Source organism: Luteimicrobium subarcticum (genome assembly GCF_002798015.1).
Taxonomy (GTDB): Bacteria; Actinomycetota; Actinomycetes; order Actinomycetales; family Cellulomonadaceae; genus Luteimicrobium; species Luteimicrobium subarcticum.
In genome coordinates this window covers 71,466-95,788 of record NZ_PGTZ01000008.1, presented here as the reverse complement: position 1 = coordinate 95,788, position 24,323 = coordinate 71,466, and the positions used below count along the sequence as shown (strand labels likewise).

Below are 24,323 nucleotides of genomic sequence, written 5' to 3'. Positions count from 1 at the left end.
TCGAGGAGTCGGCGGGAAACCCGTCGGCGCGGTCCGAGACACGTCGAACGAGGAGGAACGATGGGCTTCGAGGACAAGACCAAGAACGCCGCGGAGGACGCGAAGGGCAAGGCCAAGGAGGCCTGGGGCAAGGCCACGGGCGACGACGAGAAGGTCGCCGAGGGCAAGGCCGACCAGGCGAGCTCCGACATCAAGGGCGCCGGCGAGAAGGTCAAGGACGCCTTCGACCACTGACCGGCACCGACAGACACGAGGGCCGTCCCCGTCCGGGGGCGGCCCTTCGTCGTGCGCGGGTCACGCCACCTCGGGCGCCTCCAGGTCGTCGCCCTGCGCGCGCACACGCGGCCGGGTGCCCCGGAGCATGAGCGCGAGGAGCGGGAAGAGCAGGACGGACAGCAGCCCTGCACCCACGAGCGAGGCTGCGGTCGCGGACGACAGGTCGCCGGTCTCGACGCCGATGGCGGTGACGGCGACGATGATCGGGAGACCCGTGGCGCCGAACAGACCGAGCGAGATCTTCTCCCGGCGGTCCGCACCCTCGGGAGCGGACAGCATGGACGGCCCGCCCCGGACGACGAGGAGCAGCACCAGGAAGACGGGCAGGAGCACGAGGGCACGAGGGCTGTCGAGGAGCGCGTCGAGGTCGAACGTCAGGCCGGTCGAGACGAAGAAGACCGGCACCAGGAACCCGTACCCGACCGCGTCGACCTTCGACTCGACCTGCTCACGCGTCTCGCGGGACGCGTCCCGCATGAGCGTGCGGAAGAGGAGCCCGGCGGCGAACGCGCCGAGCAGCATGTCGAGGTCGAGGAAGATGCTGAGCGCGACCAGCACCGCGAGCACCAGCAGCACGAGCCGCACCGCGAACTGGCCGCTCGTGCGCAGGGTGCCCTCGATGACGGCGTGCATGCGCGGGTGCGTGTGACGTGCGGCGAGGAACAGGGCCAGCCCGGCGATCGCGACGAACAGCAGCAGGACGACCGTCGAGCGACCCGGCGCGCGGCCCGACAGGAACACCGAGATCGCCACGAGGGGACCGAACTCGCCCACGGTCCCCACCGCGCTCACGGCCCGCCCGAAGGGCGTCTTGAGCTCTCCGGCGTCGCGGACCGTGGGCAGGATCGTGCCGAGCGCGGTCGACGTGAGCGCGATGCCGATGAAGACGCCGGCGGCTGCGGACGGCGCGAACGCCGCGCCCAGCACCACGCCGAGCCCGAGCGAGACCAGCCAGCCGATCACGGCCGTCCGGAAGGGACGCCCCCGGATGCCGAGCACGTCGATCTCGCTGCCCGCGAGGAAGAACAGCATCGCGAGACCGAAGTCGGCGAAGCCCTCCGTGACGGCGTCGGGGTGCGCCCAGCCGAGCAGCGCCGGACCGACGAGCAGGCCGAGCAAGATCTCGAACACCACGACGGGCACGCGGGCGTACCGGCCGACGCCGCGGGCGAGGACGGGGGCGAGCGCCGCGCACGCGGCGACGAGGATCAGGGTCACCGAGTCGGTGGGCACCCCGGAATGTTACCGGGCGCGGCGCGAGCGTCCGTGCGGGACGACCATCCGGTCCCCCGTCACGGGGTCGGTCGTGACGAGCGCACCGATCCCGAAGACCTCCTCGACCAGCTCGGCCGTCACCACGGCGTCAGGCTCCCCCGCCGCCACGACCCGGCCGTCCCGCATGGCCACGAGCCGGTCGGAGTAGCGCACCGCGAGGTTCAGGTCGTGCAGCACCATGACGATGGTCGTGCCGCGGTCCCGGTTGAGGTCCGACAGCAGCTCGAGGACCTCGATCTGGTGCGCGACGTCGAGGAACGTCGTCGGCTCGTCGAGCAGCAGCAGGTCGGTGCGCTGCGCGAGCGCCATCGCGATCCACACGCGCTGGCGCTGGCCGCCCGAGAGCTCGGCGAGCGGCCGCGTGGCCAGCTCCGCGACGCTCGTCGCCTCCATCGCCTCGGCGACCGCCTCGTCGTCCTCGGTGGTCCAGCGGCGCAGCCAGCCCTGGTGGGGGTAACGTCCCCGGCCGACGAGGTCGGCCACGGTGATGCCGTCCGGGGCCGTCGGCGTCTGCGGGAGCAGGCCGAGGACCGTCGCGACGCGCCGCGTGCCGAGCGTGGCGACGTCCTGCCCGTCGAGCAGCACCGCTCCCGACTGCGGCGCCAAGAGCCGCGACAGGCCGCGCAGCAGGGTCGACTTGCCGCACGCGTTCGGCCCGACGATCGACGTCACGGCTCCCGGCTCGACCGCGATCCCCAGCCCGTCGACGACGACGCGACCGTCGTACGCGAGGGTGAGGTCGCGGGCCTCCAGGGTGTGACGGGCGACCGCTGCTCCCTGTCTCGCTCCCGCTCCCGTCGGCTCGCTCGCAGTGGTGTCCACGGGGTCCTTCCGGTCGGTCTGAGGGGTGTCGTCCATGGTCAGCCGCCCTGCCCGGCCCGGTTGGTCCGCGTGAGCAGCCACAGGAGGTAGGGCGCGCCGACGATGCCCGTGACGACCCCGACGGGGTAGTCCGTGCCCGGGACGGCGTACTGGGCGAGGTCGTCGGCGACGACGAGGAGCAGCGCACCCACGAGGGCCGACGCGACGAGCGCGGGGGCGCCCGACCGGACGAGGCGTCGCGCGATCTGCCCGCAGCACAGCGCCACGAACACGATCGGCCCGGCGGCCGCCACGGCGATCGCGGCGAGCGCGACGCCCGTGAGGACGGCGAGCGCGCGGCCGCGCTCCACGCGCGTCCCGAGCGCGGCGGCGGTGTCGTCGCCGAGCTCGAGCTGCTCGAGCGCGCCCGCCTGCGCGAGCGCGAGCGGCACGAGCACGGCCGCACCGAGCGCGAGCACGGCGAGCTTCTCCGACGTCGCACCGTTGAGGCTGCCCGTGAGCCAGACGAGCGCGTCCCGGCTGTCCGTCAGCGAGCTGCGCGTCAGGACGTACGACACGACGGCCGACGCGATCGCCGCGACCCCGATGCCCACGAGCACGAACCGGTACCCCGACAGCCCCGACCGCCACGCGAGCAGATAGATCACCACGGCCGCGCACACCGTCCCCGCGAGCACGAAGCCCGAGAGCACCAGGCCGCTCAGCCCGAGCAGGACGATCCCGATGACGCCGGCGGCGCTCGCGGACGCCGTGATGCCGACGATGTCAGGGCTCGCGAGCGGGTTGCGCACGACGGACTGGAAGATCGCGCCGGACAGCGCGAGGCAGGCGCCGACCAGGACGGCCGTGAGCAGGCGCGGCAACGAGAGGTCGAAGACGACGAAGTCCGTGAGCGCGTCGCCCTGGCCGACGAGCGTGCGCGCCACGTCCGCGGGGCTGAGGCCCGCGTCGCCGAGGCAGAGCGAGGTCGCGCACGCCAGCACGAGCAGGACTGCGAGCACGACGGCCACGCGGACGCTGCGGGCGCGGCGCGCGACGCGTGTGGCACGGACCCTCGACACCGTCGACGCTCCCGGACCCGCCGCCGTCCCTGCGCCCTCCGGGACGTTCGCTGCGGCGCTCACAACGACACCCCACCGCGGCGGCGCACGAGCGCGATGAACAGGGGGGCGCCGACGACGGCGGTCACGATGCCGACCTGCAGCTCCCCGGGGTACGCGACGACGCGGCCGATGACGTCGCAGGCGACGAGCAGCGTGGGTGCGAACACGGCTGAGAAGACGAGGATCCAGCGGTAGTCGGTACCGACGACGCGCCGCGCCGCGTGCGGGACGATGAGGCCCACGAACGCGATCGGTCCGGCGGCCGCGGTCGCGGACCCGCAGAGCAGCACGATCGCGACGGCCGCGACGACCCGCACGAGCCCGATGCGCTGGCCGAGCGCGCGGGCGACGTCCTCGCCGAGCGCGAGCCCGTTGAGGGCGCGCCCGAGCGCGAGCGCGACCACCGCGCCCACCGCGATCGGCACGGCGACCTGCCGGACCACGTCCATGTCGCGTCCGGCGAGCGCGCCGACCTCCCAGAAGCGGAGCTGGTCGAGGGCCTGCGCGTCGGTGAGCAGGACCGCGGTGACCAGCGACCCGAGCGCGGCGGACACCGCGGCGCCGGCCAGCGCGAGCTTGACGGGTGTGGCGCCCTCGCGGCCGAGCGACGCCACCGAGTACACGGCGACCGACGCCAGCGCCGCGCCGACGAACGCGAACGGGACGTAGCCGGCGGCGCTGGTGACCCCGAAGACGGCGATCCCGAGGACGACGGCGAGCGACGCCCCCGCGTTCACGCCGAGGAGGCCGGGGTCGGCGAGCGGGTTGCGCGTGAGGCCCTGCATGACGGTCCCCGCGAGGCCGAGCGCCACGCCGGCGAGCAGCCCGACGAGGGTCCGCGGGAGACGACTGTTGACGACGATCAGCGACGCCTGGTCGTCGGGCGAGTAGTGCCACAGGGCGTGCCACACGTCGCTCGGCGGCAGCGCGTTCGCGCCGACCATGAGCGAGAGGACCAGCACGGCCGCGAGCGCCAGGAGGCACCCGACGAGCCCCAGGACGAGCCGACGTCGGCGCACGCCGGACGGGAGCGGCGCCCGCTGGGCGGGCACCGCTCCCGTGGTGCTCCCGGGCGTGGCCCGGGCAGGCTGTCGAGGCACGACCCGACGCTACTTCACCTTCTCGGCAGCGGCGGCGAGCTGCGGCACGTACTGGTCGAGCATCCACGGCATCGACAGGACCGTGGGAGCGCTCGACGCCATGACGAACGACTGCCCGACGATCGGCGCGAACGCACCGGACTTCACGGACGGCATCGCGGCGATCAGCGGGTCGGACGCGAACGTGTCCGCCGCGGCCTGGTCGTCGAAGTAGGCGACCAGCAGGTCGGTCTCGATCTTCGACACGTTCTCGTACGAGACCTGGAAGAAGTAGGAGCCGTCGTCCGGATTCGGGTCGAGGTCCGTGACGCTGGGGCTGTTGACGAGCCCGAGCTGGTTGAGGAGCTGCACGCGCGGGTCGCTCGCCCGGTAGACGTTGAGCTGACCCGGGTCGTTGTTCGACCCGTAGACGAACGACTTGCCCTTGAGCACCGGGTACTTCGCGGCCAGGTCGGCGACGTGCGCGTTCGTCTGCTCGACGAGCTTCTCCGCCTCGGCGGACTTGCCCAGCGCCTTGCCGATGATCGTCGTCTGGTCCTGCCACGTCGTCGCCCACGGCTTCTCCGGGTACGCGACGGTCGGGGCGATCTTGCTCAGCTTGTCGTAGTCGTCCTGGGTGATGCCCGAGTAGGGCGCGAGGATCACGTCAGGCTTCGCGGCGACGATCTGCTGGAAGGGGATCTCGTTGGTGTCCTGGCCGGTGAGCAGCGTGGGGGTCTGCGCACCGAGCTTCGTGATCTGGTCGGCGTCCCAGGGCAGCACGCCGTTCGCGTCGCCGCCGTAGGTGTACTTCGGCATCGCGACGGGCACGACGCCGAGCGCCAGGACGGCGTCCTGCGCGGACCAGCCCCAGGTGACGACGCGCTCGGGCTGCTTGTCGATCGTGGCGCTGCCGAGCGCTCCGTCGATCGTGACCGGGAAGGCGTCGGACGCGGCGCCCGTGGCGGTCGAGGCGGGCTGGTCGTCGTCGGACGACGAGCAGCCGGTGAGCGCGAGCGCGCCGACGACGAGGCCGGCGGCGAGGGCGGCGAGGCGGCGCGGGGCGCGCCGGATCGGGGACGACATCGGGGTGTTCTCCTCGGACGGGGATGCGGTCGCGAGGCGACCACAGGAGCAGAGGTAAGCCTACCCTTATGAATAGGGTGCCCCGGTCGTGGCACGCGCCGGTGCGCGCCTATCGTCGGGCCATGCCCACCGTGCCCACCCGGCGAGCCGGGTCACGACGACGTGGTGGCGGCCCTCGACCCGGCGGTACCGGGGTGGCACGTGACCGAGGGGGACGTCCCGGTGGCCGTGAGCGGCGGCGGGACGGTTCACCGCACGCTGGGTCACCCCGCCGGTCCGGTCCGGCCCGCTCTCGTCGCTGGCGGCGTCGCGCTGAGGTGTCGTCGGACCGTCAGGCGGCCGTGCCCCAGTGGTGCCGCTCGCCTTCATCCCGGCGCAGGACGGTGTGGCGCGAGCGCGGCACCACCGTGCCGGCCTCGACGATCGCGTCGTCGGGCACCCGGGCACCGCGCTCGACGACGACCCGCTCCCCCAACCGCGCACCACGGCCGACGCGTGCGCCCCGTTCCAGGTGCGACCAGGCACCGACGTGGACGTTGCTGCCGACCACGGCGCCGTCCTCGACGACCGCGTCGTGGTCGACCCAGGAACCCTTGCCGACGCGGGCGTCCTTGCCGACGCGGGCACCCGTCTCGACGTAGGCCGTCTGGGCGATGTCAGCGGTCGCGTGCGCGACGGCGCGAGGGGACACGAGCCCGAGCCCCCTCGGGTGCCGGACGTACTTCACCGTCTCGCCGAGGTCGTTCTCGAACTCCACCCGCGATGCCAGTCGTGCCATGTGGACCTCCTCGAATCCTTTCGTCTGAGTGTCATAACGACGAGCCGGCGGCGCGCATTCCCGTAGAGTCGAGACGTGCAGTGCCCCCACTTCGACGCTCACCGCTGCCGGTCGTGCACCCTCATGGGCCAGCCGTACGACGCGCAGCTCGCCGCGAAGGACGCCCACTGCCGCACCCTGCTCGCCGCGCACGCCGCGACCCTCGGGACCGACGAGCCGAGGTGGCTCCCCCCGGTCTCGGGGCCGGAGTCGGGGTTCCGCAACAAGGCCAAGATGGTCGTCGCCGGCACCGTCGACGAGCCCGTGCTCGGGATCCTCGACCACGACGGCCACGGCATCGACCTCACCGACTGCGGCCTCTACCCCGCGAGCCTGCAGGCCACGTTCGCGCCCCTGGCCCGGATCCTCGCCCGCGCCCGCGTGGCCCCGTACGACGTCCCTGCGCGCCGCGGCGAGGCGAAGTACGTCATCGTGACGCAGTCGCCCGACGACGAGCTCATGGTGCGGTTCGTGCTCCGCTCCCAGGAGGCCGTGTCCCGGCTGCGCAAGCACCTGCCCTCGCTGCAGGCCGCCCTCCCCCGCCTGGTCGCCGCGTCGGTGAATGTCCAGCCCGAGCACAAGGCCGTCCTCGAGGGCGACCTCGAGATCCCGCTCACCGACGCCGAGACGCTGCCCATGCGGCTCGGCGGCGTGACGCTCCACCTGCGCCCCCAGTCGTTCTTCCAGACGAACACCCTGGTCGCCCGCGCACTGTACGAGCAGGCGGCCACCTGGGTCGACGACGCGTCGCCCGCGTCCGTCTGGGACCTGTACTGCGGCGTCGGCGGGTTCGCGCTGCACGTCGCGACACCTGCCGGCGGCTCGGCCGGCTCGGGGCGCACCGTGCACGGCGTCGAGACGAGCGGCGAGGCCGTCGTCGCGGCCGCGCGGTCCGCGGCTGATGCCGGCCTGGCCGCCACCTTCGAGGCGGGCGACGCCACGGCGTTCGCCCTCGCGTCGTCACCCGACGACGCCCCCGACCTCGTCGTCGTCAACCCGCCGCGGCGCGGGATCGGCGCGGAGCTCGCGGGCTGGCTCGAGCGGTCGCGGGCCCGCCACGTCGTGTACTCGTCGTGCAACGTCGACTCGCTGGTGCGCGACCTCGCGGTCATGCCGTCCCTGCGGCCCGCGCAGGCGCGCGTGCTCGACATGTTCCCGCAGACCAAGCACTACGAGGCGATCACGCTTCTCACCCGCTCCTGACGGGACGGAGGGGCGGTCCGGCCCTACCCTCGGTGCCATGACGACACCACCGGGGCCCGAGGACGGCTCGCTGCCCGACGTCACCGCAGCCGCCGCACCAGAGGCTCCCGCTGCAGCGGACGGTCCCCTCGCAGCGCCTGTCGCAGCACCGGACGCCGGCGGCAGCGTCGGCACCGTCGGGCCGGTCGGCAAGGCGCGCGGGCCGATCGCCGTGTGGCTGCTCGCGATCGTGACCCTCGGGATCTACCTGCTCGTCTGGTACTACAAGATCAACAAGGAGGTCGCGGCGTACGACCGCTCGATCCAGGTCAACCCCGGGCTCGCGGTCCTCTCGCTGTTCGTCCCGATCGTCGCGTGGGTGAGCATCTACAACACCGGCAAGCGCATCGCCCACGCCCAGAGCCTCGCCCGGGTCCCGGCCCCAGTCTCCCCCGGCATCGGGCTCCTCCTGGTCTTCGTGTTCTCCCTCTACCCCGTCTACTACCAGGCGGGGCTCAACGCGACGTGGGGCTCCCGCACGGCATGAGGTCGGCGGCAGGCTCGCTCACGACGCACCCGGCAGGAACGCCTGGACCGTGAGGAGCTGGACCTTCGGGTCCCGGCGGGCCGTGAGTCCCGCTGGCCGGACGAACACTGAGGCCTTCTCTCCCGGCAGGTCGACGCGCAGCCACCCCGGGCCACCCCTGCAGCAGGCACGCGTCCGCGCCCGTGTTCTTCGTGACGAGGTAGGGCAGCGTGCTCCCGGCCGCGCCGCCCTCGCCCTCGCCCTCCGCGAGGGAGACCGCGACGTCGTCGGCACTGCAACGCGCCGCTGTCGACGTCCGGCTCCCCGACGAGCCGCCCGACCCGCCCGTCTCGCTCGAGGAGCCCGCGCCGGCAGGGGCGGCGTGCGTGGATGTCGTCGTCGCGCCGGGGCTCGCCGCCTGCGATCCTCCGCACGCGGCGAGGGTGGACGTCAGCGCGGCGCCGCAGCGCAGGGCGTGACCTCCGCGCCTGGCGAGACCGGGAAGAGCTTCGCCGACCCGTGCCATGCTGGGCCGGTGCGCGACCAGCCGACCACCGCCGAAGAGCTCATGCGCTCGCGCTTCGCCGCGTTCCGTGACGGCGACGTCCCGTGGCTGGTCGCCACGTGGCACCGGTCGACGCGCCCGGACGACCTCGACCTGGACGACAACCCGCGTTGGCGTGGCCTGCAGGTCGTCGACACCGTGGACGGCGGCCCGGACGACGCGACAGGCGTCGTCGAGTTCCGCGCCACCTACGTCACCGACGACGGGATCGGGGTGCTCCACGAGCGATCGCGCTTCGTGCGCGAAGAGGGCCGCTGGTATTACGTCGACGGTGACGTCGACCCGCTCTGAACGGCGCCGCGGTGCACGCCAGCAGCAACGAAAAAAGCCCGGCCGATGGCCGGGCTCTTCGTCTTCGGTGGAGCTGAGGGGACTCGAACCCCTGACCCCCTGCATGCCATGCAGGTGCGCTACCAGCTGCGCCACAGCCCCGAAGGTGTTGCACTCCCTGTCCTGCGGAGCGTCGTCAGTCTAGGCGGATTCCTGGCCAGAAATCCAATCGGCGTCGTCGCCCTGGTCCTGGGGCCCCGAGTTCCACTCGTCGAGGGCGATGTCGGGGCCGGCGTCGTGCGTCGCGAGGCGCCACTCGGGGTCCGTTCCGGGGCTGCTGCGGACGACCTGGGACCAGTGCACGTTGTGCAGGCCGGCGATGCCGCGCCACGTCCCGGCGTCCTGACCGAGCAGCTGCGCGAGCGCCACCGTGATCGCCGCTCCGTGGGACACGACGGTCAGCGTGCGCCGGGGGTCGAGAGTCGCGGCGTGCTCGAGGATCGCGTCGACCATGCGGGCTGCGACCGCGGACTTGGACTCGACCCCGATCCCCCGGGGCTCCTCGCCGCGGTGCCACGCGGCGGCCTGCTCGGGCCACCCCGCGTCGATCTCGTCCCTCGTCAGGCCCTCCCAGCTCCCGAAGCCGCGCTCCCGCAGCCTGGGGTCGAGGACGAGCGACGCGTCCGCCGCCTCCGCGTACGCGCGCGCCGTGTCGGCTGCCCGGGACAGGTCGGAGCTCACGACGAGCGACGCCTGGTGGCGCAGGAACAGAGACCGCGCGCCACGCTCGGCCTGCCAGCGCCCGACGTCGTCGAGCGGCACGTCGGTCTGCCCCTGGAGGCGTCCCGCCGCGTTCCACGCGGTCCGGCCGTGCCGGACGAGCACGAGGGTCCGGGCGCTCACCGCGGGCGGCCGTCCCGTCACTCGCCCGAGGGGGCGGCGCCGAGGACCTCGGCGGGGATCTCGATGACCGGGCAGTCCTTCCACAGGCGCTCGAGCGCGTAGTAGACGCGGTCGTCCTGGTGCTGCACGTGCACGACGACGTCGCCGAAGTCGATGAGGACCCAGCGACCCTCGCCCTTGCCCTCGCGGCGCAGCGGCTTGGCGCCCAGCTTGTGGAGGGCCTCCTCGACGGCGTCGACGATCGCGCCGACCTGGCGCTCGTTCGTGCCGGACGCGATGAGGAACACGTCGGTCAGGACGAGCTGCTCGCTGACGTCGAGAGCGATGATCTCCGCCGCCTTGAGGTCGGCGGCGGCGCGGGCCGCAGCGAGCGTGAGCTCGACGGCGCGGTCGGTCGCGGTCATCGGGTGTCTCCGATCGTGAAGGTGTGGACGGTGACCGGGTCGATCCCGGCCGCCGCCGCGTTGCTGGCCGTGCCGTGGGAGATGAGCTCCCAGATGAGGAGGCCGAGGACGAACGCGACGGCCACCAGGATGATGTAGTGCAGCCACGTGTACCGGTGGTGCGGCGCGACGTCCTCGTCGTCGTACTCGTCCTCCGGGGGTGCTGCCGGTCGGCGGCGTGCCGGGACGGCCTCCGCCGCGGTTCCGCCGGTGAGGTCGCCCCACGCGGGCACGTCCTCGTGCGCGCCGGCGGAGGCCGGCGCGAAGCTCGGTGCCGGCTCGACGACGGCGTCCTGCGCCGCCCAGGAGGGCGCGACGGTCATCGGCTGCGCCGCCCACGCGGGCGTCGAGGACGCGACGGGGGCAGGTGCGGCGGGCGCCGTCGGGGACGGTGCGGCCGCGGCCACCCCGGGTGCCGGGCGACGCGCGGACTGCCGCGGCACAGACGCCTCGCTCGTGGACCCCCACGTGGGAGGAGCCGCACCGTCGGCGCGCTGCAGCGCGGGCCGTCCGGCGTCACGACCGGCCGGTGCGGGCGTCGTGCCGTACCCGCTCGGCGGCGTCCGGCTCGGCGCGGCGCGCATCGACGTCCGCTCGGGCGCAGCCGGACGCTGGGCGGCGGGCGCCGGGGTCGGCGGCTGCACGGGCTGCACGGGCATGAGCCGTCCGGTCGCGTCGACCGAGCGGGTGCCCGCGGCGCCCGCAGGCGGTCGCACGACAGGCGCGTGCGTCGTCGTCTGCCCGTCGGGCCGCGTCGACCGGCGGGTGGTCGCCGCCGGTGCCGGCGCAGGGGTGCGGGCGACCGGCGCCGCCGGTGCGGGCGGTGCTGCGGGACGGACGCCGACGCCCGCGGCTGTGGAGGCCGGGCGCGGTGCCGAGCCCTGCGCGGAGCGCTCACGCGCGAGACGCTCGAGCGTCGCGCGCCGCTCGGCGGCGCGCTGCGCCTCGAGGCGCTCTGCCTCGCGCGCCTCGCGGGCCACCTGCGCAGCCTGCTCGCGCTCGCGCAGCTCGCGTCGTGTCAGGGGTGTCGAACCGCCGGATCCGATGTTGTCGCTCATTCTCCAGGACCTTCGTACAGACCGTGCTTGTTGATGTACTGGACGACACCGTCCGGCACCAGGTACCAGACGGGCAGACCGTTGCTCGCGCGCTCACGGACCCCGGTCGACGAGATCGACAGGGCGGGAACCTCGAGCATCGTCACGCGGTCCCGCGGCAGACCCTCGAGGTCGAGCACGTGCCCCGGACGCGTCACGGCGACGAAGTGCGCGAGCCGGAACAGCTCGTCGACGTCCTTCCACCGCAGGATCTGCTCGATGGCGTCGGCGCCCGTGATGAAGAACAGCTCGGCGCCGGGACGTTCCCGGTGCAGGTCGCGCAGGGTGTCGACGGTGTAGGTCAGACCGCCGCGGTCGACGTCGACCCGGCTCACGGTGAAGCGCGGGTTGGACGCGGTCGCGATGACGGTCATGAGGTACCGGTGCTCCGCGGGCGTCACCTGCTGGTGCTGCTTGAACGTCGGCTGACCCGTCGGGACGAAGACGACCTCGTCGAGGTCGAACCGCGCCGCGACCTCGCTCGCCGCGACCAGGTGACCGTGGTGGACCGGGTCGAAGGTCCCGCCCATCACACCGAGTCGCAGGGACCGCTGGGTCCCCAGGGGCCCCGGGGGCGCTGCCGTCATCGGGCGTCGGGATGTGTCGGAGGCTCCATCGGCGCGCGACGCGTCAGCGGTGGCGCGTGCCGACGCTGCGGAACGCGTAGGTGATGCCGAGCAGGGACAGGAGGACGACGATGGCCGTGGCCCCGTACACGTACGGGGACGCGGGGAGCTCGTTGACGATCTTGTCGCCCTCGGCTGCGATCGTGGCTGCTACGGACACGTGACCTCCTGTCGACCGCCGTCCCATGACGCTCATCGGACGGATGATGAACCTGACACCTACGGCGTCGGGGCGGGACCCAGTCTCTCACGAGTTGGACGACCGTCCAGTCCCCTCCGGAAAACCCTCACGAGCCTCTGACCGGACCCGTCCGGGCCCGCTGCGGGCCTCCGACCTGCTGCGACGCTGACGGTGGCGCGCCGCGCTCACGGCCGGACGTGACCGTCACCGTGCACGACCCACTTCGTCGTCGTGAGCTCGGCGAGCCCCATCGGACCGCGAGCGTGGAGCTTCTGGGTCGAGATCCCGATCTCGGCGCCCAGGCCCAGCTCACCGCCGTCGGTGAAGCGCGTCGACGCGTTGACCATGACGGCCGCCGAGTCGACCTCGGCGACGAACCGCTCCGACGACGCCAGGTCGCGCGTGAGGATCGCCTCGGTGTGACCGGACGACCACGTCCGGATGTGCTCGAGCGCGGCGTCGAGGTCGGGCACGACGCGGACCGCGAGCTCGAGCGCCAGGTACTCGGTCGCCCAGTCGTCGTCGGTCGCCGCCAGCACGTCGACGCCCTCAGGGGCGAGCGCGGCCGCCGCGTCGTCGCCGTGGAGCACCACGCCGGCGCCCGCGAGCGCCCGGAGCGCCTCCGGGAGGAAAGCGGGTGCGACGTCGGCGTGCACGAGCAGCGTCTCGGCGGCGTTGCACACCCCGACGCGCTGCGTCTTGGCGTTGAGCAGGATCGCGAGCGCCGCGTCGTGGTCCGCGGACGCGTCCACGTAGACGTGGACGTTGCCGACGCCGGTCTCGATGACGGGCACGGTGGCCTCGCGCACCACGGTCTGGATGAGGTCCGCACCACCGCGGGGCACGAGCACGTCGACGAGGCCGCGCGCGTGCATGAGGGCGACCGCACCCTCGCGCCCGTAGGCGTCGATGGACTGAACGAGGTCGGCGGGCAGGCCCTGGGCCGAGAGCGCGTCACCGAGCACGCGCACGATCACGGTGTTCGACTCGGCGGCGGCGGACCCCCCGCGCAGCACGACGGCGTTGCCGCTCTTGAGCGCGAGCCCGGCGGCGTCGACCGTGACGTTCGGCCGCGCCTCGTAGATCATCCCGACGACGCCCATCGGCACGCGGAGCTGGCGCAGGCGCAGACCGTTGGGGAGCGTCTGCCCGCGGACGACCTCGCCGACGGGGTCGGGCAGCCCGGCGAGGGCGCGCAACGCGTCGGCGATGGCGACGATGCGCTCGCCGGTGAGCGCGAGCCGGTCGAGCAGGCCGTCCGCCATGCCGCGGGCGCGCCCGTTCTCGAGGTCCTGGGCGTTGGCGGCGACGATCTCGTCGGTCGCTGCGACGAGCGCGTCGGCGAGGGCGTGCAGGGCCGCGTCCTTGGTGGCGCGCGTCGCGGTCGCGAGCGTGCGGGACGCGACCTTGGCGCGCTGCGCGATCTCACGCACCGCGGTCTCGACGTCGCCCGCCCCTGCTGCCGGTCCCTGCTGCGACGGCCGCTCCGGCGTCCCGGGCGTGCCGGGGCTGGGGGCCGTGCGGGCGGTGTCATCGATCACGGAGGACATGCGTCCAGCCTACGTGCGCCCGCCCACGCCGCGGGAGCGCGGTGTCAGTACGCGAGACGGGCGCACGTCCGAGGCGGGTGCAGCCGTCAGACGCGGGCGGGGCGCCGGGTGCGGACGAGCACGAGGTCGTCGCGGTGCACGACCTCGCGGTCGTACCCCTCCCCCAGCGCGTCGCGCAGCGCGTGCGTGGAGCGACCGAGGAGCTGCGGGAGCTCGGGGGCGTCGAACGCGACGATGCCGCGCGCGACGACCCGGCCGTCCGGGGCGGCGAGCTCGACCACGTCACCGGCGTCGAAGTCGCCCTCGACAGCCGTGATGCCGGCGGGCAGCAGCGACGCGCGGCCCCCCTGCACAGCCGTGACCGCGCCCTCGTCGAGGACGAGCCGGCCGCGGGCGCGTGCGGCATACCCGATCCACAGACGGTGCCGCGAGGCGCGCTTGCCGGTCACGGCGAAGAACGTGCCGACGTCCTCACCGGCGAGCGCCGCGCGGACCTGGTCGGCGCGCGTGAGCACGACCGGCACGCCCGACGACGTCGCGATGCGCACGCTCTCGAGCTTGGTGACCATGCCGCCGGTCCCGACGGACGAGCCGCGCGCGGTCACCTCGACGTCGGCGACCTCGGCGAGCGAGCGCACCTCCGGGATGCGGCGCGCACCGGGCCGTGCGGGCGGCGCGTCGTAGAGCCCGTCGACGTCGGTGAGCAGGATCATCCCGTCCGCGCGCACGAGGTGGGAGACGAGGGCCGCGAGGCGGTCGTTGTCCCCGAAACGGATCTCGTGGGTGGCGACGGTGTCGTTCTCGTTGACGATCGGGACGGCGCCCAGGTCGAGCAGCGTCTCGAGGGTGCGCTGCGCGTTGCGGTAGTGCCCGCGCCGGACGGTGTCCTCGACCGTGAGCAGCACCTGGCCCACCCGCAGGTCGTGCGCCGCGAACGCCTCCGCATAGCGCGCGACCAGGAGACCCTGGCCCACGGACGCGGTCGCCTGGGCGGTCGCGAGGTCCTTGGGCCGGCCGGCCAGCCCGAGCGGCCCGATGCCGGCCGCGATGGCACCCGACGTCACGAGGACGACCTGCTTGCCCGCGGCGCGACGGTCCGCGACGACGTCGACGAGCCGCCGCAGCGCCTCCACGTCGAGGTGGCCGTCAGCACCGGTCAGCGATGACGACCCGATCTTGATGACGACGCGGTGGGCAGCGGCGACGTCCGCCCGGGAGGCGTGCGAGACGGTCGCGCTCACGCGCGGTCGTCCGAGGCGGCGCCGCGACGGGCAGGCTTCTCCTTCGCCGGCTCGTCCGCCGGGTCGGACCAGTGGCCGGACTCGCGCTCGTGCCACAGCTCGGCGCGCGCCTCTGCCTTCGCGTCCATACGGTCGTGGTGCTCGCGGCGCTTCTCCTTGCGCGACGGGCGCAGGTTCTCCTCGAGGCGCAGGTCGGTGCCGCGGGGGCCGCCGAGCAGCTCGGAACCGGTCAGCAGCGTGGGCTCCCAGTCGAAGACGACCGCACCCACGCCGGCGCCGATGCGCACCTCGTCGCCCGCCACGGCCCCCGTCGCGAAGAGCTTCTCCTCGACGCCGAGGCGTGCGAGGCGGTCGGCGAGGTAGCCCACGGCCTCGTCGTTGTTGAAGTCCGTCTGACGGACCCAGCGCTCGGGCTTCGTGCCGCGGACCTCGTAGTACACGCCGTCGGCGTCGCGCTTCTCGGTCACGGTGAACCCGGCCTCGTCGACGGCCTTGGGCCGCAGGACGATGCGCGCGGCCTCGGGCTCGGGCGCGGCGGCGCGGGCGGCGGTGACGACCTCGGCGAGCGCGAACGTCAGGGGCCGCAGGCCCTCGTGGCTCGCGGTCGAGATCTCGAAGACGCGCAGCCCGCGGTCCTCCAGGTCAGCACGCACGAACTCCGCGAGCTCGCGCGCCTCGGGCACGTCGATCTTGTTGAGCACGACGACGCGCGGGCGGTCCATGAGCGGCACCCGGCCGCCCTCGACGCCGTCCTCGTCGAGCGCTCCGGCGTAGGCGGCGAGCTCGCTCTCGATGGTGTCGAGGTCGCTCACCGGGTCGCGACCGGGCTCGAGCGTGGCGCAGTCGAGGACGTGCACGAGGACCGCGCACCGCTCGATGTGCCGCAGGAACTCCAGCCCGAGGCCCTTGCCCTCGCTGGCGCCCGGGATGAGGCCGGGGACGTCGGCGACGGTGTACCGGGTCTCGCCCGCCTGGACGACGCCGAGGTTCGGCACGAGCGTCGTGAACGGGTAGTCGGCGATCTTCGGGCGGGCCGCGGAGATCGACGCGACGAGGCTCGACTTGCCCGCGCTCGGGTAGCCGACGAGCGCGACGTCCGCGATGGTCTTGAGCTCGAGGACGACGTCCTGCTCGTCGCCGGGCTCGCCGAGCAGCGCGAAGCCCGGCGCCTTGCGCCGCTGGCTCGCGAGCGCGGCGTTGCCGAGGCCGCCACGTCCGCCCGCGGCGACCACGACCTCCGCGCCCGAGCCCACCAGGTCGGCCAGGACCTCGCCGTCGCGGGTGCGGACCACCGTGCCGTCCGGCACCGTGAGGACGAGGTCGCCCCCGGTGGAGCCGGCGCGGTGGTCGCCCATGCCCTGCGTCCCCGACGTGGCGCGCCGGTGCGGGCTGTGGTGGTACTCGAGCAGCGTCGTGGTCTGCGGGTCGACGCGCACGATCACGCTGCCGCCGTCGCCGCCGTTGCCACCGTCGGGACCGCCGAGAGGCTTGAACTTCTCGCGGTGCACCGACGCGCAGCCGTTGCCGCCGTTGCCACCCTGGGCGTGCAGGACCACGCGATCGACGAACGTCGCCATGAAGTCATCCTCTCAGCGGACGGCGCGATGCGCCGGTCCGGTCTTCCGGTCCGTACGGACCTCGGGGCGATCGGCCCCGGAACGACGAGAGGCGCACCGCGAACGGTGCGCCTCTCGGGGTGAAGCTGGGTGCGGGAGAGGCTCAGGCCTCTGCCGGGACGATGTCGATGACCTTGCGGTCGCGACGCGTCGCGAACTGGACCGCGCCGGCGGTCAGCGCGAACAGCGTGTCGTCGCCGCCACGGCCGACGTTGTTGCCGGGGTGGAAGTGCGTGCCGCGCTGGCGGACGATGATCTCGCCGGCCTTGACCTGCTCGCCGCCGAAACGCTTGACGCCGAGGCGCTGCGCGTTGGAGTCACGACCGTTGCGCGAGGAACTCGCGCCCTTCTTGTGTGCCATGTCTCTACCTGCTCTCGTTCTTGAAGTCGTCAGTAAGAAGGTTCCGGGTGCCGCTGCGCACCGAGCTGGTCGGGCGCAGCGACCGGAAGATCACTTGATGCCGGTGACCTTGAGGCGCGTCAGCTGCTGACGGTGGCCCTGGCGCTTGCGGTAACCGGTCTTGTTCTTGTACTTGAGGATCGTGATCTTCGGGCCCTTCTCGTCCCGGACGACCTCGGCGGTGACCTTGACCTTCGCGAGCTTCTCGATGTCGGTGGTCACCTTCTCCCCGTCGACGAGCAGGATCGCGGCGAGCTCGACAGAGTCACCCTCGTTGGCCTTCAGACGGTCCACGACGACGATGTCGCCCACGGAAACCTTCTCCTGGCGGCCACCAGCCTTGACGATCGCGTACACCACGTTGCTGCTCATCTCTCCTAGTCTTGGCGTGCTCGTCATGGACGGTCGGCTTGGGGACTGCGACACGCCGCGGCGTGCGAGTGCGACCTGAGCCATGGGCACACGGGGACCGGTGCGCAACGAATGTGTGAGCGCACCGACACACCAGGTTACGGGAAGCGGGCACGCAGATCAAACCCGCGCGCCCGGACCGGCTCGTGCCGCTGCCCCCGTCGTGACCGGTCGCCCTCAGACGCGACGCCACGGCGCCGGACCGGGGACCGGGTCGAAGTGCTCGCGACACCGCGCCTGGTACTTCTCGGCGCCGCCCACGTGGCCCGCGACCGTCGCCGACGACGGGTCGTCGTGGTCGGCCACGACCCGGACGTGGAACGGCGCGTCCTCCCCGCACACCGTGCAGACCGCGAGGAGCCGGTCCGCCCGCTCGGCGAGCGCGGAGAGCGTCGCGACCGGCTCGAACGGGCGACCGTCGTAGGTGACGTCGAGGCCCGCAACCACGACGACGAGGCCGTCGTCCGCGAGCCGCTCCACCACGTCGACGAGCTCCGGGCCGAAGAACTGGGCCTCGTCGACGGCGAGGAGCTCGGTGCGCGGGTCACGACCCGTCGCCACCTCCTCCGCGCGGTCCGCGACCCGCGAGGGGACGGCCGCACCGGCGTGCGAGCTGACCTGGCCGGCCCCGCGCCGGGTGTCGAGCGCGTGTGACACGACCTCGACCCGACGACCCGCGACCTCCGCGCGGCGCACACGCCGCAGCAGCTCCTCGGTCTTGCCCGCGAACATCGGGCCCGCGACCACCTCGACACGTCCGCTCACGCGGTCAGTCAAGCACGCGCCGCCACGCCGTGCGATCCTCGCCACTCGTCACGCAGGACCCCCATGACGACCGCGTCGTACCGGACGCCGTCCACGACCCGTGCGCGACGGAACCGGGCCTCCTCCACGAAGCCGAGCGCCCGCGCGACCGCGATCATGGGCGCGTTGCCGGACCAGGTCGCGAGGTCGAGGCGCACCCAGTCCGTCGCGCCGAACAGGGAGGACGTCCACGCGGACAGCGCCGCACGCCCGATGCCCCGCCCGCGCAGGCCGGGGTCGAAGACCGTGACGCCCATACGCGCCCACTGCGTCTCGACGGACTCCCAGTACCACGAGACGACGCCCACGAGACGCCCTCCGACGTCGACGACGAGGCGCGACGGCGGCAGGTCCGGCCCGGGGCGCTCGCCCGCGCGCGCCGCGAGCGCGTCCGCCTCGTCGTCCGTCGGCACCGGGTAGTAGGGGCCGTCCCAGCGGTGCCACTCGTTGTCCGGGCGGAGCCACTCGCGGTACGCCCACGGACGACCACGCGCGCAGCACCACGGGGGTGCTGCGCGCGAGGTCGTCCGGGCGGTTCACGCCCGACCGGGTCCCGTCGGGGAGCGTCAGGACTCGTTCTCGACGGCGTCGCCGGGGACGTCCTGACCGTCCTCGGGCTCGGGCGTCGCGCCGGCCTGCGCGTCGAGCTCGGCGCGCGTCGGCAGCTCGATCGACGAGAGGTCCAGGGTCTCGCGACCCTCCGCGACCCGGTCGACGACGGCGTCCTGCGCGGACGCGTCGTGCGCGGGCTCGTGACCCTCGTGGTCGTGCTCGTGCGCGTGCGCCGCGGCGGCCGCGATGGTCGCGAGCGTCGCCCGCACCGCGTCACGGGACTCGGGCAGCACCGGGACACCCTGGGCGGCCCCCGACGGGCTGCCCGACACCGGCTCGGCGGCCTTGCCGCGGCGGCGGCGCGACGAACGGCGCGCCTCGCCCGCCTCGTCACCCTGCTCCGCCGGCGCGTGCTGGTGGTTGCCGCCGCGCTCGATCGGGTCGTGGTGGACGATGAACCCGCGGCCGTTGCAGGCCGAGCAGGTCTCGCTGAACGCCTCGACCAGCCCCTGCCCGACGCGCTTGCGCGTCATCTGGACGAGCCCGAGCGACGTCACCTCGGCCACCTGGTGCTTCGTCCGGTCGCGGCCGAGGCACTCGACGAGCCGGCGCAGCACGAGGTCACGGTTCGACTCGAGCACCATGTCGATGAAGTCGATGACGATGATGCCGCCGATGTCGCGCAGCCGGAGCTGACGGACGATCTCCTCCGCGGCCTCCAGGTTGTTGCGCGTCACGGTCTCCTCGAGCGTGCCGCCCGAGCCCGTGAACTTGCCGGTGTTGACGTCGACGACCGTCATGGCCTCGGTGCGGTCGATGACGAGCGAACCGCCCGACGGCAGCCAGACCTTGCGGTCCATGCCCTTGGCGAGCTGCTCGTCGATGCGGTGCTCGGCGAACACGTCACCCACGCCCGCCCACTTCGAGGCACGGCTCGCGAGGTCGGGCGCGAGCTCGGTGAGGTAGGACGAGATCTCGCCCCACGCGCCCTCGCCGGACACCACGAGCGACCCGAAGTCGTCGTTGAAGATGTCACGGACCACACGGATGGCGAGGTCCGGCTCCCCCTGCAGCAGCGAGGGCGCCGAGGACGTCCTCTTGGACTTCGCGTCGATGGCCTCCCACTGGGACTGCAGCCGCGAGACGTCGGCGCGCAGCTCGTCCTCGCTCGCCCCCTCGGCGGCGGTGCGCACGATGACGCCCGCACCCTCGGGCACGATGTCGCGCAGGATCTTCTTGAGGCGGTTGCGCTCCGTGTCGGGGAGCTTGCGCGAGATGCCAGTCATGCCGCCGCCCGGCACGAACACGAGGTAGCGCCCCGCGAGCGTGACCTGCGACGTCAGACGCGCGCCCTTGTGACCGATCGGGTCCTTCGTGACCTGCACGAGGATCGCGTCGCCCGACTTGAGCGCCTGCTCGATGCGGCGCGGCTGCCCCTCGACGCCCGCGACGTCCCAGTTGACCTCACCGGCGTACAGGACGGCGTTGCGACCCTTGCCGATGTCGACGAACGCGGCCTCCATGCTCGGGAGCACGTTCTGCACGCGGCCGAGGTACACGTTGCCGACCATCGACGCCTGCGCCTGCTGCGAGACGTAGTGCTCGACGAGCACGCCGTCCTCCAGGACCGCGATCTGCGTCCGACCGCTCAGCTCGCGCACCACCATGGAGCGCTGCACCGACTCGCGCCGGGCCAGGAACTCGGCCTCGGTGATCACCTGGCGGCGACGACCGGCGTCGCGTCCCTCGCGGCGCCGCTGGCGCTTCGCCTCGAGTCGCGTCGATCCCTTGAGCGCGGTGACCTCGTCGGACGCGGACGCGGGCGCCGACGCACGCGTGGCGCGACCCGTCTCCGACGTCGTCCCGCCCCGACGGCGACGGCGACGGCGACGGCTCGACGAGCCCTCCGCGTCGGTGCCACCCTCGGTGCCGTCCTCGTCGTCGCCGTCCGTCGCGGACGTGACGTCCTCATCACCGTGCGCGGCCTCGGGCGCGTCGGTGCCGGCACTGTCGTCGTCATCGGCCTGGTCGTCGGTGACGACCGCGTCGTCGCCACGACCGGCGTCCGACGGACGGCGACGGCCCCGACCACCACGGCGGCGGCGGCGGCGCGGCGCCCCGCCGTTGTCCTCGCGGTCGTCGGCAGCGTCGTCGGCGGCGCTGTCGTCGGCGGCGCTGTCGTCGTCCGCGGCGAAGTCGACGTCGTGGAACTCGGGCAGCTCGTCCTCGACACCCTCGGCGAGCAGCTCGCGCTCGATGCTCTCGACCTCGTCGATCGCCTCGCGGTCGTCCCGGCCGAGGTCCTCGAGCGTGAACGTCGGCACCTCGAGGACCGCGGCGGCCTCCGTGGGCTCGTCGGTCTGCGCGGCGGCAGCGGCCGTGCCCTCGCTCGCCGCGGCGGCCGGCCGGGTGGCGCGCTTGCGCGGGCGGCGGCCCCGGGGCTCGGCCTCGGGCCGGCGGGCCTCGTCGGACGTGGGCGCGGCCGGGGCGTCGGGGACGTCGGCACGCGTCGTCGCGGCGGCCTGCGCGGTCGCGGTCCGCTCGGGCGCGGGCTGCTCCGCGGCGGCGCGGAACGGTGTGTCCGCGAAGCGCGGCGCGCCGGCCGGCGCCTGGGCACGACGGCTGCGGCGCGGCGCGGTCGACGTCTCAGCCGCCTGGAACAGCAGGGCGGTCGTGGCGAGGCGGGGGGGCTGGGCCGGTGCGTCCGGCTCTGCGGCACGGGGCTCGGCGGCACGCGGCGCGGCGGCACGCGAGGACCTCGTGCCGGCGGGCGCGCTCGGCGCCTCGGAGGGAGCGTCGGCCGCCTCGGCGGGCTGCGCGGACTCCTCGGTCGTCGACGCGCTCGTCTTCTTGCCGGACGTCCGGCGCGGGGCGCGCTTCTTCTTCTCCGGGACCTGCTGCTCGGCCTCGTCGGCTGCGACGGGAGCGGGTGCCGCCGGCGCGGGCTCGGTCGACGTGGAGGCGGTCGACGTGGGCTCGGCCTGCTCGGTGGCGTCCTCGGGTGCCGGGGCGGCCTTCGCCGCGCCCGCGGGCCGGCTCGTCGCACGGCGCGCCCGCTTCTTCGGCGCCTCTGCCGCGGTGGACGGCGGGTCGGCCTGCGGGGCGACCTCTGGGGCCGGTGCGGGCGCCGGGTCGGCGACCGGTGTCGCTGCGTCAGCCGCGTCCTCGACGTGCGACGCGGCCTCGCCGCGCTCGGGCACGCGGACCTCGACGTCGGGGGTGCCGGTGCGGCGGGTCGCGCGGCGGCTGCGGCCGGTGGCGGGCGCGGGCGCCTTGTCGCCGAGCTCGGCGAGGACGTCGAGCGGTGCCGTCGTGTCCGGGCGGGCGTCGGGCGCGGTGGCCCGGGCGGGCAGGGTGATCTCGACGGGCTGCGCGGCCGAGCCGTCGGCCTGCGGCACCACGACCACGTCGGTCGGGGCGCCGACGCTGCGCGTCGCGCGGCGTCGGGGGCGCTGGCGGGATCCGCCGCTCTGCTCGGACGGGCCGTTCTGCGTGGTCTCGTCGGTGCTCAAGGCGTCGCTCCTCGGTACCCCGAAGGAACGCCCCCGCACCGCGTGCCCCCGGGCAGTTCGGTCGTCGCTCGCGGGTCCCGGAGGACGCCCACGGCGACGGAAGTCGTCAGTGGCGGCGCGCGCCTCGCGGCCGTCGCCGAGCGCCTGCCGGTCCGCTGCGAACGATGCAGGGACGGCGGCCGCTCCGCGAGTCGCGGGGTGCTGCGAGCCGTGCGGCCGGTCGGACGTGCGGGGTCCGGCGACCACGAGAAGTATCGCACAGAGGTCACGAGTCGATCACGACGAGGACGCCCGCCACGCCGACCGTTCACCCGCCGAGGCCTGGCCACCACCCCGTGCGTCCTGACAGGTGTCCGTGATGGTCGTCACCGTCCCGTACACGTGTCATGTCCCACAACGGGGTGGTTCGGGGTCGTGCGCTCCGGCCGATGGGCCTACCGTTCAGGAAGCACGTCGTCGCACCTCACGGCCCCCCACGGAGCGCGCACATGGACCCCTCGGACGTTCTCGCCCTGGCCCGGTGGCAGTTCGCCATCACGACCGTCTACCACTTCATCTTCGTCCCGCTGACGATCGGCCTGGCGCCCCTCGTGGCGATCATGCAGACGGCCTGGGTCGTCACCGGCAAGGAGCACTGGCTCAAGCTCACGAAGTTCTTCGGGAAGCTCTTCCTCATCAACTTCGCGCTCGGTGTCGTGACCGGGATCGTCCAGGAGTTCCAGTTCGGCATGACCTGGGCGCAGTACTCGCGCTTCGTCGGCGACGTGTTCGGAGCCCCCCTGGCCATGGAGGCGCTCGCCGCGTTCTTCGTCGAGTCGACGTTCCTCGGGCTGTGGATCTTCGGCTGGGACAAGCTCAACAAGAAGCTGCACCTCGCGATGATCTGGCTGGTCGCGATCGCCGTGAACCTGTCCGCGTTCTTCATCCTCGCGGCCAACTCGTGGATGCAGCACCCGGTCGGCGTCACCTACAACGCGGAGGCCGGGCGCGCCGAGATGAACAGCATCGCGGACGTGCTGACGAACTCGACGCTGTGGGCGGCGTTCCCGCACACGGTGACCGCGGCGTTCCTCACGGCGAGCACGTTCGTGTGCGCGATCGCGGCGTGGTGGATGGTCCGGCTGGTGCGCCGCGGGCGCCCCGGGGACGTCGACACGGCCCGGGTCGTGTACCGGCCGGCGATCCGGCTCGGCTGCCTCGTGATGCTGATCGCCGGCGTCGGCGTCTTCCTCACGGGCGACCAGCAGGGCAAGCTGATGTTCCAGCAGCAGCCCATGAAGATGGCGTCGGCCGAAGGGCTCTGCCACACCGAGACCAACGCCGCGTTCTCGATCCTGACCATCGGCAACCTGCAGAACAACTGCGAGGACACGACGCGCGTCATCTCGATCCCGGGCGTCACGTCGTTCCTGGCCACCGGCACGTTCGGGCAGGAGATCACGGGCATCACCGAGCTCCAGCAGCAGTACACGGAGCGCTACGGCGACACGACCGCCGACGGGACGCCGGTCGACTACCGACCCAACCTCGCCCTGACGTACTGGAGCTTCCGCCTCATGATCGGGTGGGCGCTCTTCTCGATCATCCTGTGCTTCTACGCCTGGTGGGTCACGCGCAAGGACAAGGTGAACGGCTCGCGGTGGCTGAGTCGCGCCGCCCTGTGGGCCCTCCCCGCGCCGTTCCTCGCGTGCTCCTTCGGCTGGATCTTCACCGAGACCGGACGGCAGCCCTGGGTCGTCGCACCGAACCCCAGCGGCCTCGACGACGTCCGCATGCTCACCGAGCGCGGGGTCTCCGACATCGCGCCCGGTCTCGTCCTGACCTCGATGATCGTCTTCACGCTCCTGTACGGCGGCCTCGCGGTCGTCTGGTACCGGCTCATGCACCGGTACGTCGTGGAGGGCGTGCCCGACGAGGTCCACGACGACTCGCCCGAGGCGCGGTCCGAGGACGACGCCGACCGCCCGCTGTCCTTCGCGTACTGAG

At 73.5% G+C, this 24,323-nt stretch carries 23 protein-coding genes, 1 tRNA gene and 2 pseudogenes; 5 read left to right on the top strand and 21 right to left on the bottom strand.

What is annotated here, in order from left to right; translation table 11 throughout:
- Positions 1 to 60: 60 nt before the first annotated feature.
- Entirely contained in the window at positions 61 to 234 is a 174-nt protein-coding gene (locus CLV34_RS09265; protein ID WP_100350022.1) for a CsbD family protein, read from the top strand.
- Between the two features lie 60 nt (positions 235 to 294).
- On the opposite strand, the gene CLV34_RS09260 is transcribed toward CLV34_RS09265, so the two are convergent.
- The 6 genes from CLV34_RS09260 to CLV34_RS09235 all read right to left on the bottom strand — a co-directional run bounded on the left by CLV34_RS09260 (position 295) and on the right by CLV34_RS09235 (position 6,419).
- The gene (locus CLV34_RS09260) at positions 295 to 1,509 is read right to left on the bottom strand and encodes a cation:proton antiporter (protein WP_100350021.1); all 1,215 of its coding nucleotides are present in this window, start codon (positions 1,507 to 1,509) and stop codon (positions 295 to 297) included.
- Positions 1,510 to 1,518: 9 nt separating this feature from the next.
- Entirely contained in the window at positions 1,519 to 2,409 is an 891-nt protein-coding gene (locus CLV34_RS09255) for an ABC transporter ATP-binding protein (protein ID WP_100350020.1), read from the bottom strand.
- Between the two features lie 2 nt (positions 2,410 to 2,411).
- Positions 2,412 to 3,497 carry a FecCD family ABC transporter permease gene (locus CLV34_RS09250; protein WP_245859138.1) on the bottom strand — a complete coding sequence of 362 codons (1,086 nt, stop codon included), beginning with the start codon at positions 3,495 to 3,497 and terminating at the stop codon, positions 2,412 to 2,414.
- Positions 3,494 to 4,576, bottom strand: a complete 1,083-nt coding sequence (locus CLV34_RS09245) for a FecCD family ABC transporter permease (protein ID WP_100350019.1) — start codon at positions 4,574 to 4,576, stop codon at positions 3,494 to 3,496. The genes CLV34_RS09250 and CLV34_RS09245 overlap by 4 nt, the downstream gene beginning before the upstream one ends.
- Before the next feature lie 9 nt (positions 4,577 to 4,585).
- A complete protein-coding gene (locus tag CLV34_RS09240) occupies positions 4,586 to 5,641 on the bottom strand; it encodes an iron-siderophore ABC transporter substrate-binding protein (protein ID WP_100350018.1) in 1,056 nt (351 codons plus the stop codon).
- Between the two features lie 331 nt (positions 5,642 to 5,972).
- A complete protein-coding gene (locus CLV34_RS09235; RefSeq protein WP_100350017.1) occupies positions 5,973 to 6,419 on the bottom strand; it encodes a DapH/DapD/GlmU-related protein in 447 nt (148 codons plus the stop codon).
- Positions 6,420 to 6,494: 75 nt separating this feature from the next.
- Here CLV34_RS09235 and rlmC point away from each other — a divergent pair, with 75 nt between their 5' ends.
- A complete protein-coding gene (gene rlmC, locus CLV34_RS09230) occupies positions 6,495 to 7,661 on the top strand; it encodes a 23S rRNA (uracil(747)-C(5))-methyltransferase RlmC (protein WP_100350016.1) in 1,167 nt (388 codons plus the stop codon).
- A 37-nt stretch (positions 7,662 to 7,698) separates the two neighbouring features.
- Positions 7,699 to 8,187, top strand: coding sequence for a DUF4234 domain-containing protein (locus tag CLV34_RS09225; RefSeq protein ID WP_100350015.1), 489 nt, complete (start codon positions 7,699 to 7,701; stop codon positions 8,185 to 8,187).
- Positions 8,188 to 8,320: 133 nt separating this feature from the next.
- Here the strand turns inward: CLV34_RS09225 and CLV34_RS17325 are convergent.
- Positions 8,321 to 8,692 (bottom strand): annotated as a pseudogene (locus CLV34_RS17325) (DUF4232 domain-containing protein); the annotation flags it as partial.
- Positions 8,693 to 8,701: 9 nt separating this feature from the next.
- On the opposite strand from CLV34_RS17325, the gene CLV34_RS09215 reads away from it, so the two are divergent.
- Positions 8,702 to 9,022, top strand: coding sequence for a YchJ family protein (locus CLV34_RS09215; RefSeq protein WP_245859136.1), 321 nt, complete (start codon positions 8,702 to 8,704; stop codon positions 9,020 to 9,022).
- A gap of 68 nt (positions 9,023 to 9,090) precedes the next feature.
- Here the strand turns inward: CLV34_RS09215 and CLV34_RS09210 are convergent.
- The 14 genes and pseudogenes from CLV34_RS09210 to CLV34_RS09150 all read right to left on the bottom strand — a co-directional run bounded on the left by CLV34_RS09210 (position 9,091) and on the right by CLV34_RS09150 (position 22,337).
- A tRNA-Ala gene (locus tag CLV34_RS09210) sits at positions 9,091 to 9,163 on the bottom strand.
- A gap of 39 nt (positions 9,164 to 9,202) precedes the next feature.
- The gene (locus CLV34_RS09205) at positions 9,203 to 9,904 is read right to left on the bottom strand and encodes a histidine phosphatase family protein (RefSeq protein WP_100350261.1); all 702 of its coding nucleotides are present in this window, start codon (positions 9,902 to 9,904) and stop codon (positions 9,203 to 9,205) included.
- 17 nt (positions 9,905 to 9,921) lie between these two features.
- Complete coding sequence (gene rsfS / locus CLV34_RS09200) at positions 9,922 to 10,308, bottom strand: ribosome silencing factor (protein ID WP_100350013.1); 387 nt, start codon at positions 10,306 to 10,308, stop codon at positions 9,922 to 9,924.
- Positions 10,305 to 11,405: a hypothetical protein gene (locus CLV34_RS09195; RefSeq protein ID WP_100350012.1), complete on the bottom strand. Its 1,101-nt coding sequence runs from the start codon at positions 11,403 to 11,405 to the stop codon at positions 10,305 to 10,307. The genes rsfS and CLV34_RS09195 overlap by 4 nt, the downstream gene beginning before the upstream one ends.
- Positions 11,402 to 12,031: a nicotinate-nucleotide adenylyltransferase gene (gene nadD / locus CLV34_RS09190; protein WP_100350011.1), complete on the bottom strand. Its 630-nt coding sequence runs from the start codon at positions 12,029 to 12,031 to the stop codon at positions 11,402 to 11,404. The genes CLV34_RS09195 and nadD overlap by 4 nt, the downstream gene beginning before the upstream one ends.
- A 43-nt stretch (positions 12,032 to 12,074) precedes the next feature.
- Complete coding sequence (locus CLV34_RS16570) at positions 12,075 to 12,230, bottom strand: hypothetical protein (protein WP_170044638.1); 156 nt, start codon at positions 12,228 to 12,230, stop codon at positions 12,075 to 12,077.
- Positions 12,231 to 12,436: 206 nt separating this feature from the next.
- Positions 12,437 to 13,801 (bottom strand): glutamate-5-semialdehyde dehydrogenase, encoded by a 1,365-nt coding sequence (locus tag CLV34_RS09185; protein ID WP_100350010.1) that lies wholly within the window; start codon positions 13,799 to 13,801, stop codon positions 12,437 to 12,439.
- Positions 13,802 to 13,887: 86 nt separating this feature from the next.
- Entirely contained in the window at positions 13,888 to 15,042 is a 1,155-nt protein-coding gene (gene proB / locus CLV34_RS09180; protein ID WP_100350009.1) for a glutamate 5-kinase, read from the bottom strand.
- Positions 15,039 to 16,619, bottom strand: a complete 1,581-nt coding sequence (gene obgE, locus CLV34_RS09175; RefSeq protein WP_100350008.1) for a GTPase ObgE — start codon at positions 16,617 to 16,619, stop codon at positions 15,039 to 15,041. Before obgE ends, proB begins: the two co-directional genes overlap by 4 nt.
- 142 nt (positions 16,620 to 16,761) lie before the next feature.
- Positions 16,762 to 17,019: a 50S ribosomal protein L27 gene (gene rpmA / locus CLV34_RS09170; RefSeq protein WP_100350007.1), complete on the bottom strand. Its 258-nt coding sequence runs from the start codon at positions 17,017 to 17,019 to the stop codon at positions 16,762 to 16,764.
- Between the two features lie 90 nt (positions 17,020 to 17,109).
- Entirely contained in the window at positions 17,110 to 17,430 is a 321-nt protein-coding gene (gene rplU, locus CLV34_RS09165; protein WP_100350006.1) for a 50S ribosomal protein L21, read from the bottom strand.
- Positions 17,431 to 17,646: 216 nt separating this feature from the next.
- A complete protein-coding gene (locus CLV34_RS09160; protein WP_281255184.1) occupies positions 17,647 to 18,234 on the bottom strand; it encodes a thymidine kinase in 588 nt (195 codons plus the stop codon).
- An 8-nt stretch (positions 18,235 to 18,242) separates the two neighbouring features.
- Positions 18,243 to 18,707: pseudogene (locus CLV34_RS09155) on the bottom strand (GNAT family N-acetyltransferase); the annotation flags it as partial.
- Between the two features lie 132 nt (positions 18,708 to 18,839).
- Positions 18,840 to 22,337: an Rne/Rng family ribonuclease gene (locus CLV34_RS09150; protein WP_245859133.1), complete on the bottom strand. Its 3,498-nt coding sequence runs from the start codon at positions 22,335 to 22,337 to the stop codon at positions 18,840 to 18,842.
- A 488-nt stretch (positions 22,338 to 22,825) separates the two neighbouring features.
- Between CLV34_RS09150 and CLV34_RS09145 the strand changes: the two genes are divergently transcribed.
- A complete protein-coding gene (locus tag CLV34_RS09145) occupies positions 22,826 to 24,322 on the top strand; it encodes a cytochrome ubiquinol oxidase subunit I (protein ID WP_100350005.1) in 1,497 nt (498 codons plus the stop codon).
- Position 24,323 lies beyond the last annotated feature (1 nt).

Excerpts from the sequence above, each read along its gene's own strand:
- CLV34_RS09265 (WP_100350022.1), top strand. The coding sequence starts at position 61 with ATGGGCTTCGAGGACAAGACCAAGAACGCCGCGGAGGACGCGAAGGGC.
- CLV34_RS09255 (WP_100350020.1), bottom strand. The coding sequence starts at position 2,409 with ATGGACGACACCCCTCAGACCGACCGGAAGGACCCCGTGGACACCACT.
- CLV34_RS09240 (WP_100350018.1), bottom strand. The coding sequence starts at position 5,641 with ATGTCGTCCCCGATCCGGCGCGCCCCGCGCCGCCTCGCCGCCCTCGCC.
- CLV34_RS09235 (WP_100350017.1), bottom strand. The coding sequence starts at position 6,419 with ATGGCACGACTGGCATCGCGGGTGGAGTTCGAGAACGACCTCGGCGAG.
- CLV34_RS09225 (WP_100350015.1), top strand. The coding sequence starts at position 7,699 with ATGACGACACCACCGGGGCCCGAGGACGGCTCGCTGCCCGACGTCACC.
- rsfS (WP_100350013.1), bottom strand. The coding sequence starts at position 10,308 with ATGACCGCGACCGACCGCGCCGTCGAGCTCACGCTCGCTGCGGCCCGC.
- CLV34_RS09195 (WP_100350012.1), bottom strand. The coding sequence starts at position 11,405 with ATGAGCGACAACATCGGATCCGGCGGTTCGACACCCCTGACACGACGC.
- nadD (WP_100350011.1), bottom strand. The coding sequence starts at position 12,031 with ATGACGGCAGCGCCCCCGGGGCCCCTGGGGACCCAGCGGTCCCTGCGA.
- CLV34_RS09185 (WP_100350010.1), bottom strand. The coding sequence starts at position 13,801 with ATGTCCTCCGTGATCGATGACACCGCCCGCACGGCCCCCAGCCCCGGC.
- obgE (WP_100350008.1), bottom strand. The coding sequence starts at position 16,619 with ATGGCGACGTTCGTCGATCGCGTGGTCCTGCACGCCCAGGGTGGCAAC.
- rpmA (WP_100350007.1), bottom strand. The coding sequence starts at position 17,019 with ATGGCACACAAGAAGGGCGCGAGTTCCTCGCGCAACGGTCGTGACTCC.
- rplU (WP_100350006.1), bottom strand. The coding sequence starts at position 17,430 with ATGAGCAGCAACGTGGTGTACGCGATCGTCAAGGCTGGTGGCCGCCAG.
- CLV34_RS09145 (WP_100350005.1), top strand. The coding sequence starts at position 22,826 with ATGGACCCCTCGGACGTTCTCGCCCTGGCCCGGTGGCAGTTCGCCATC.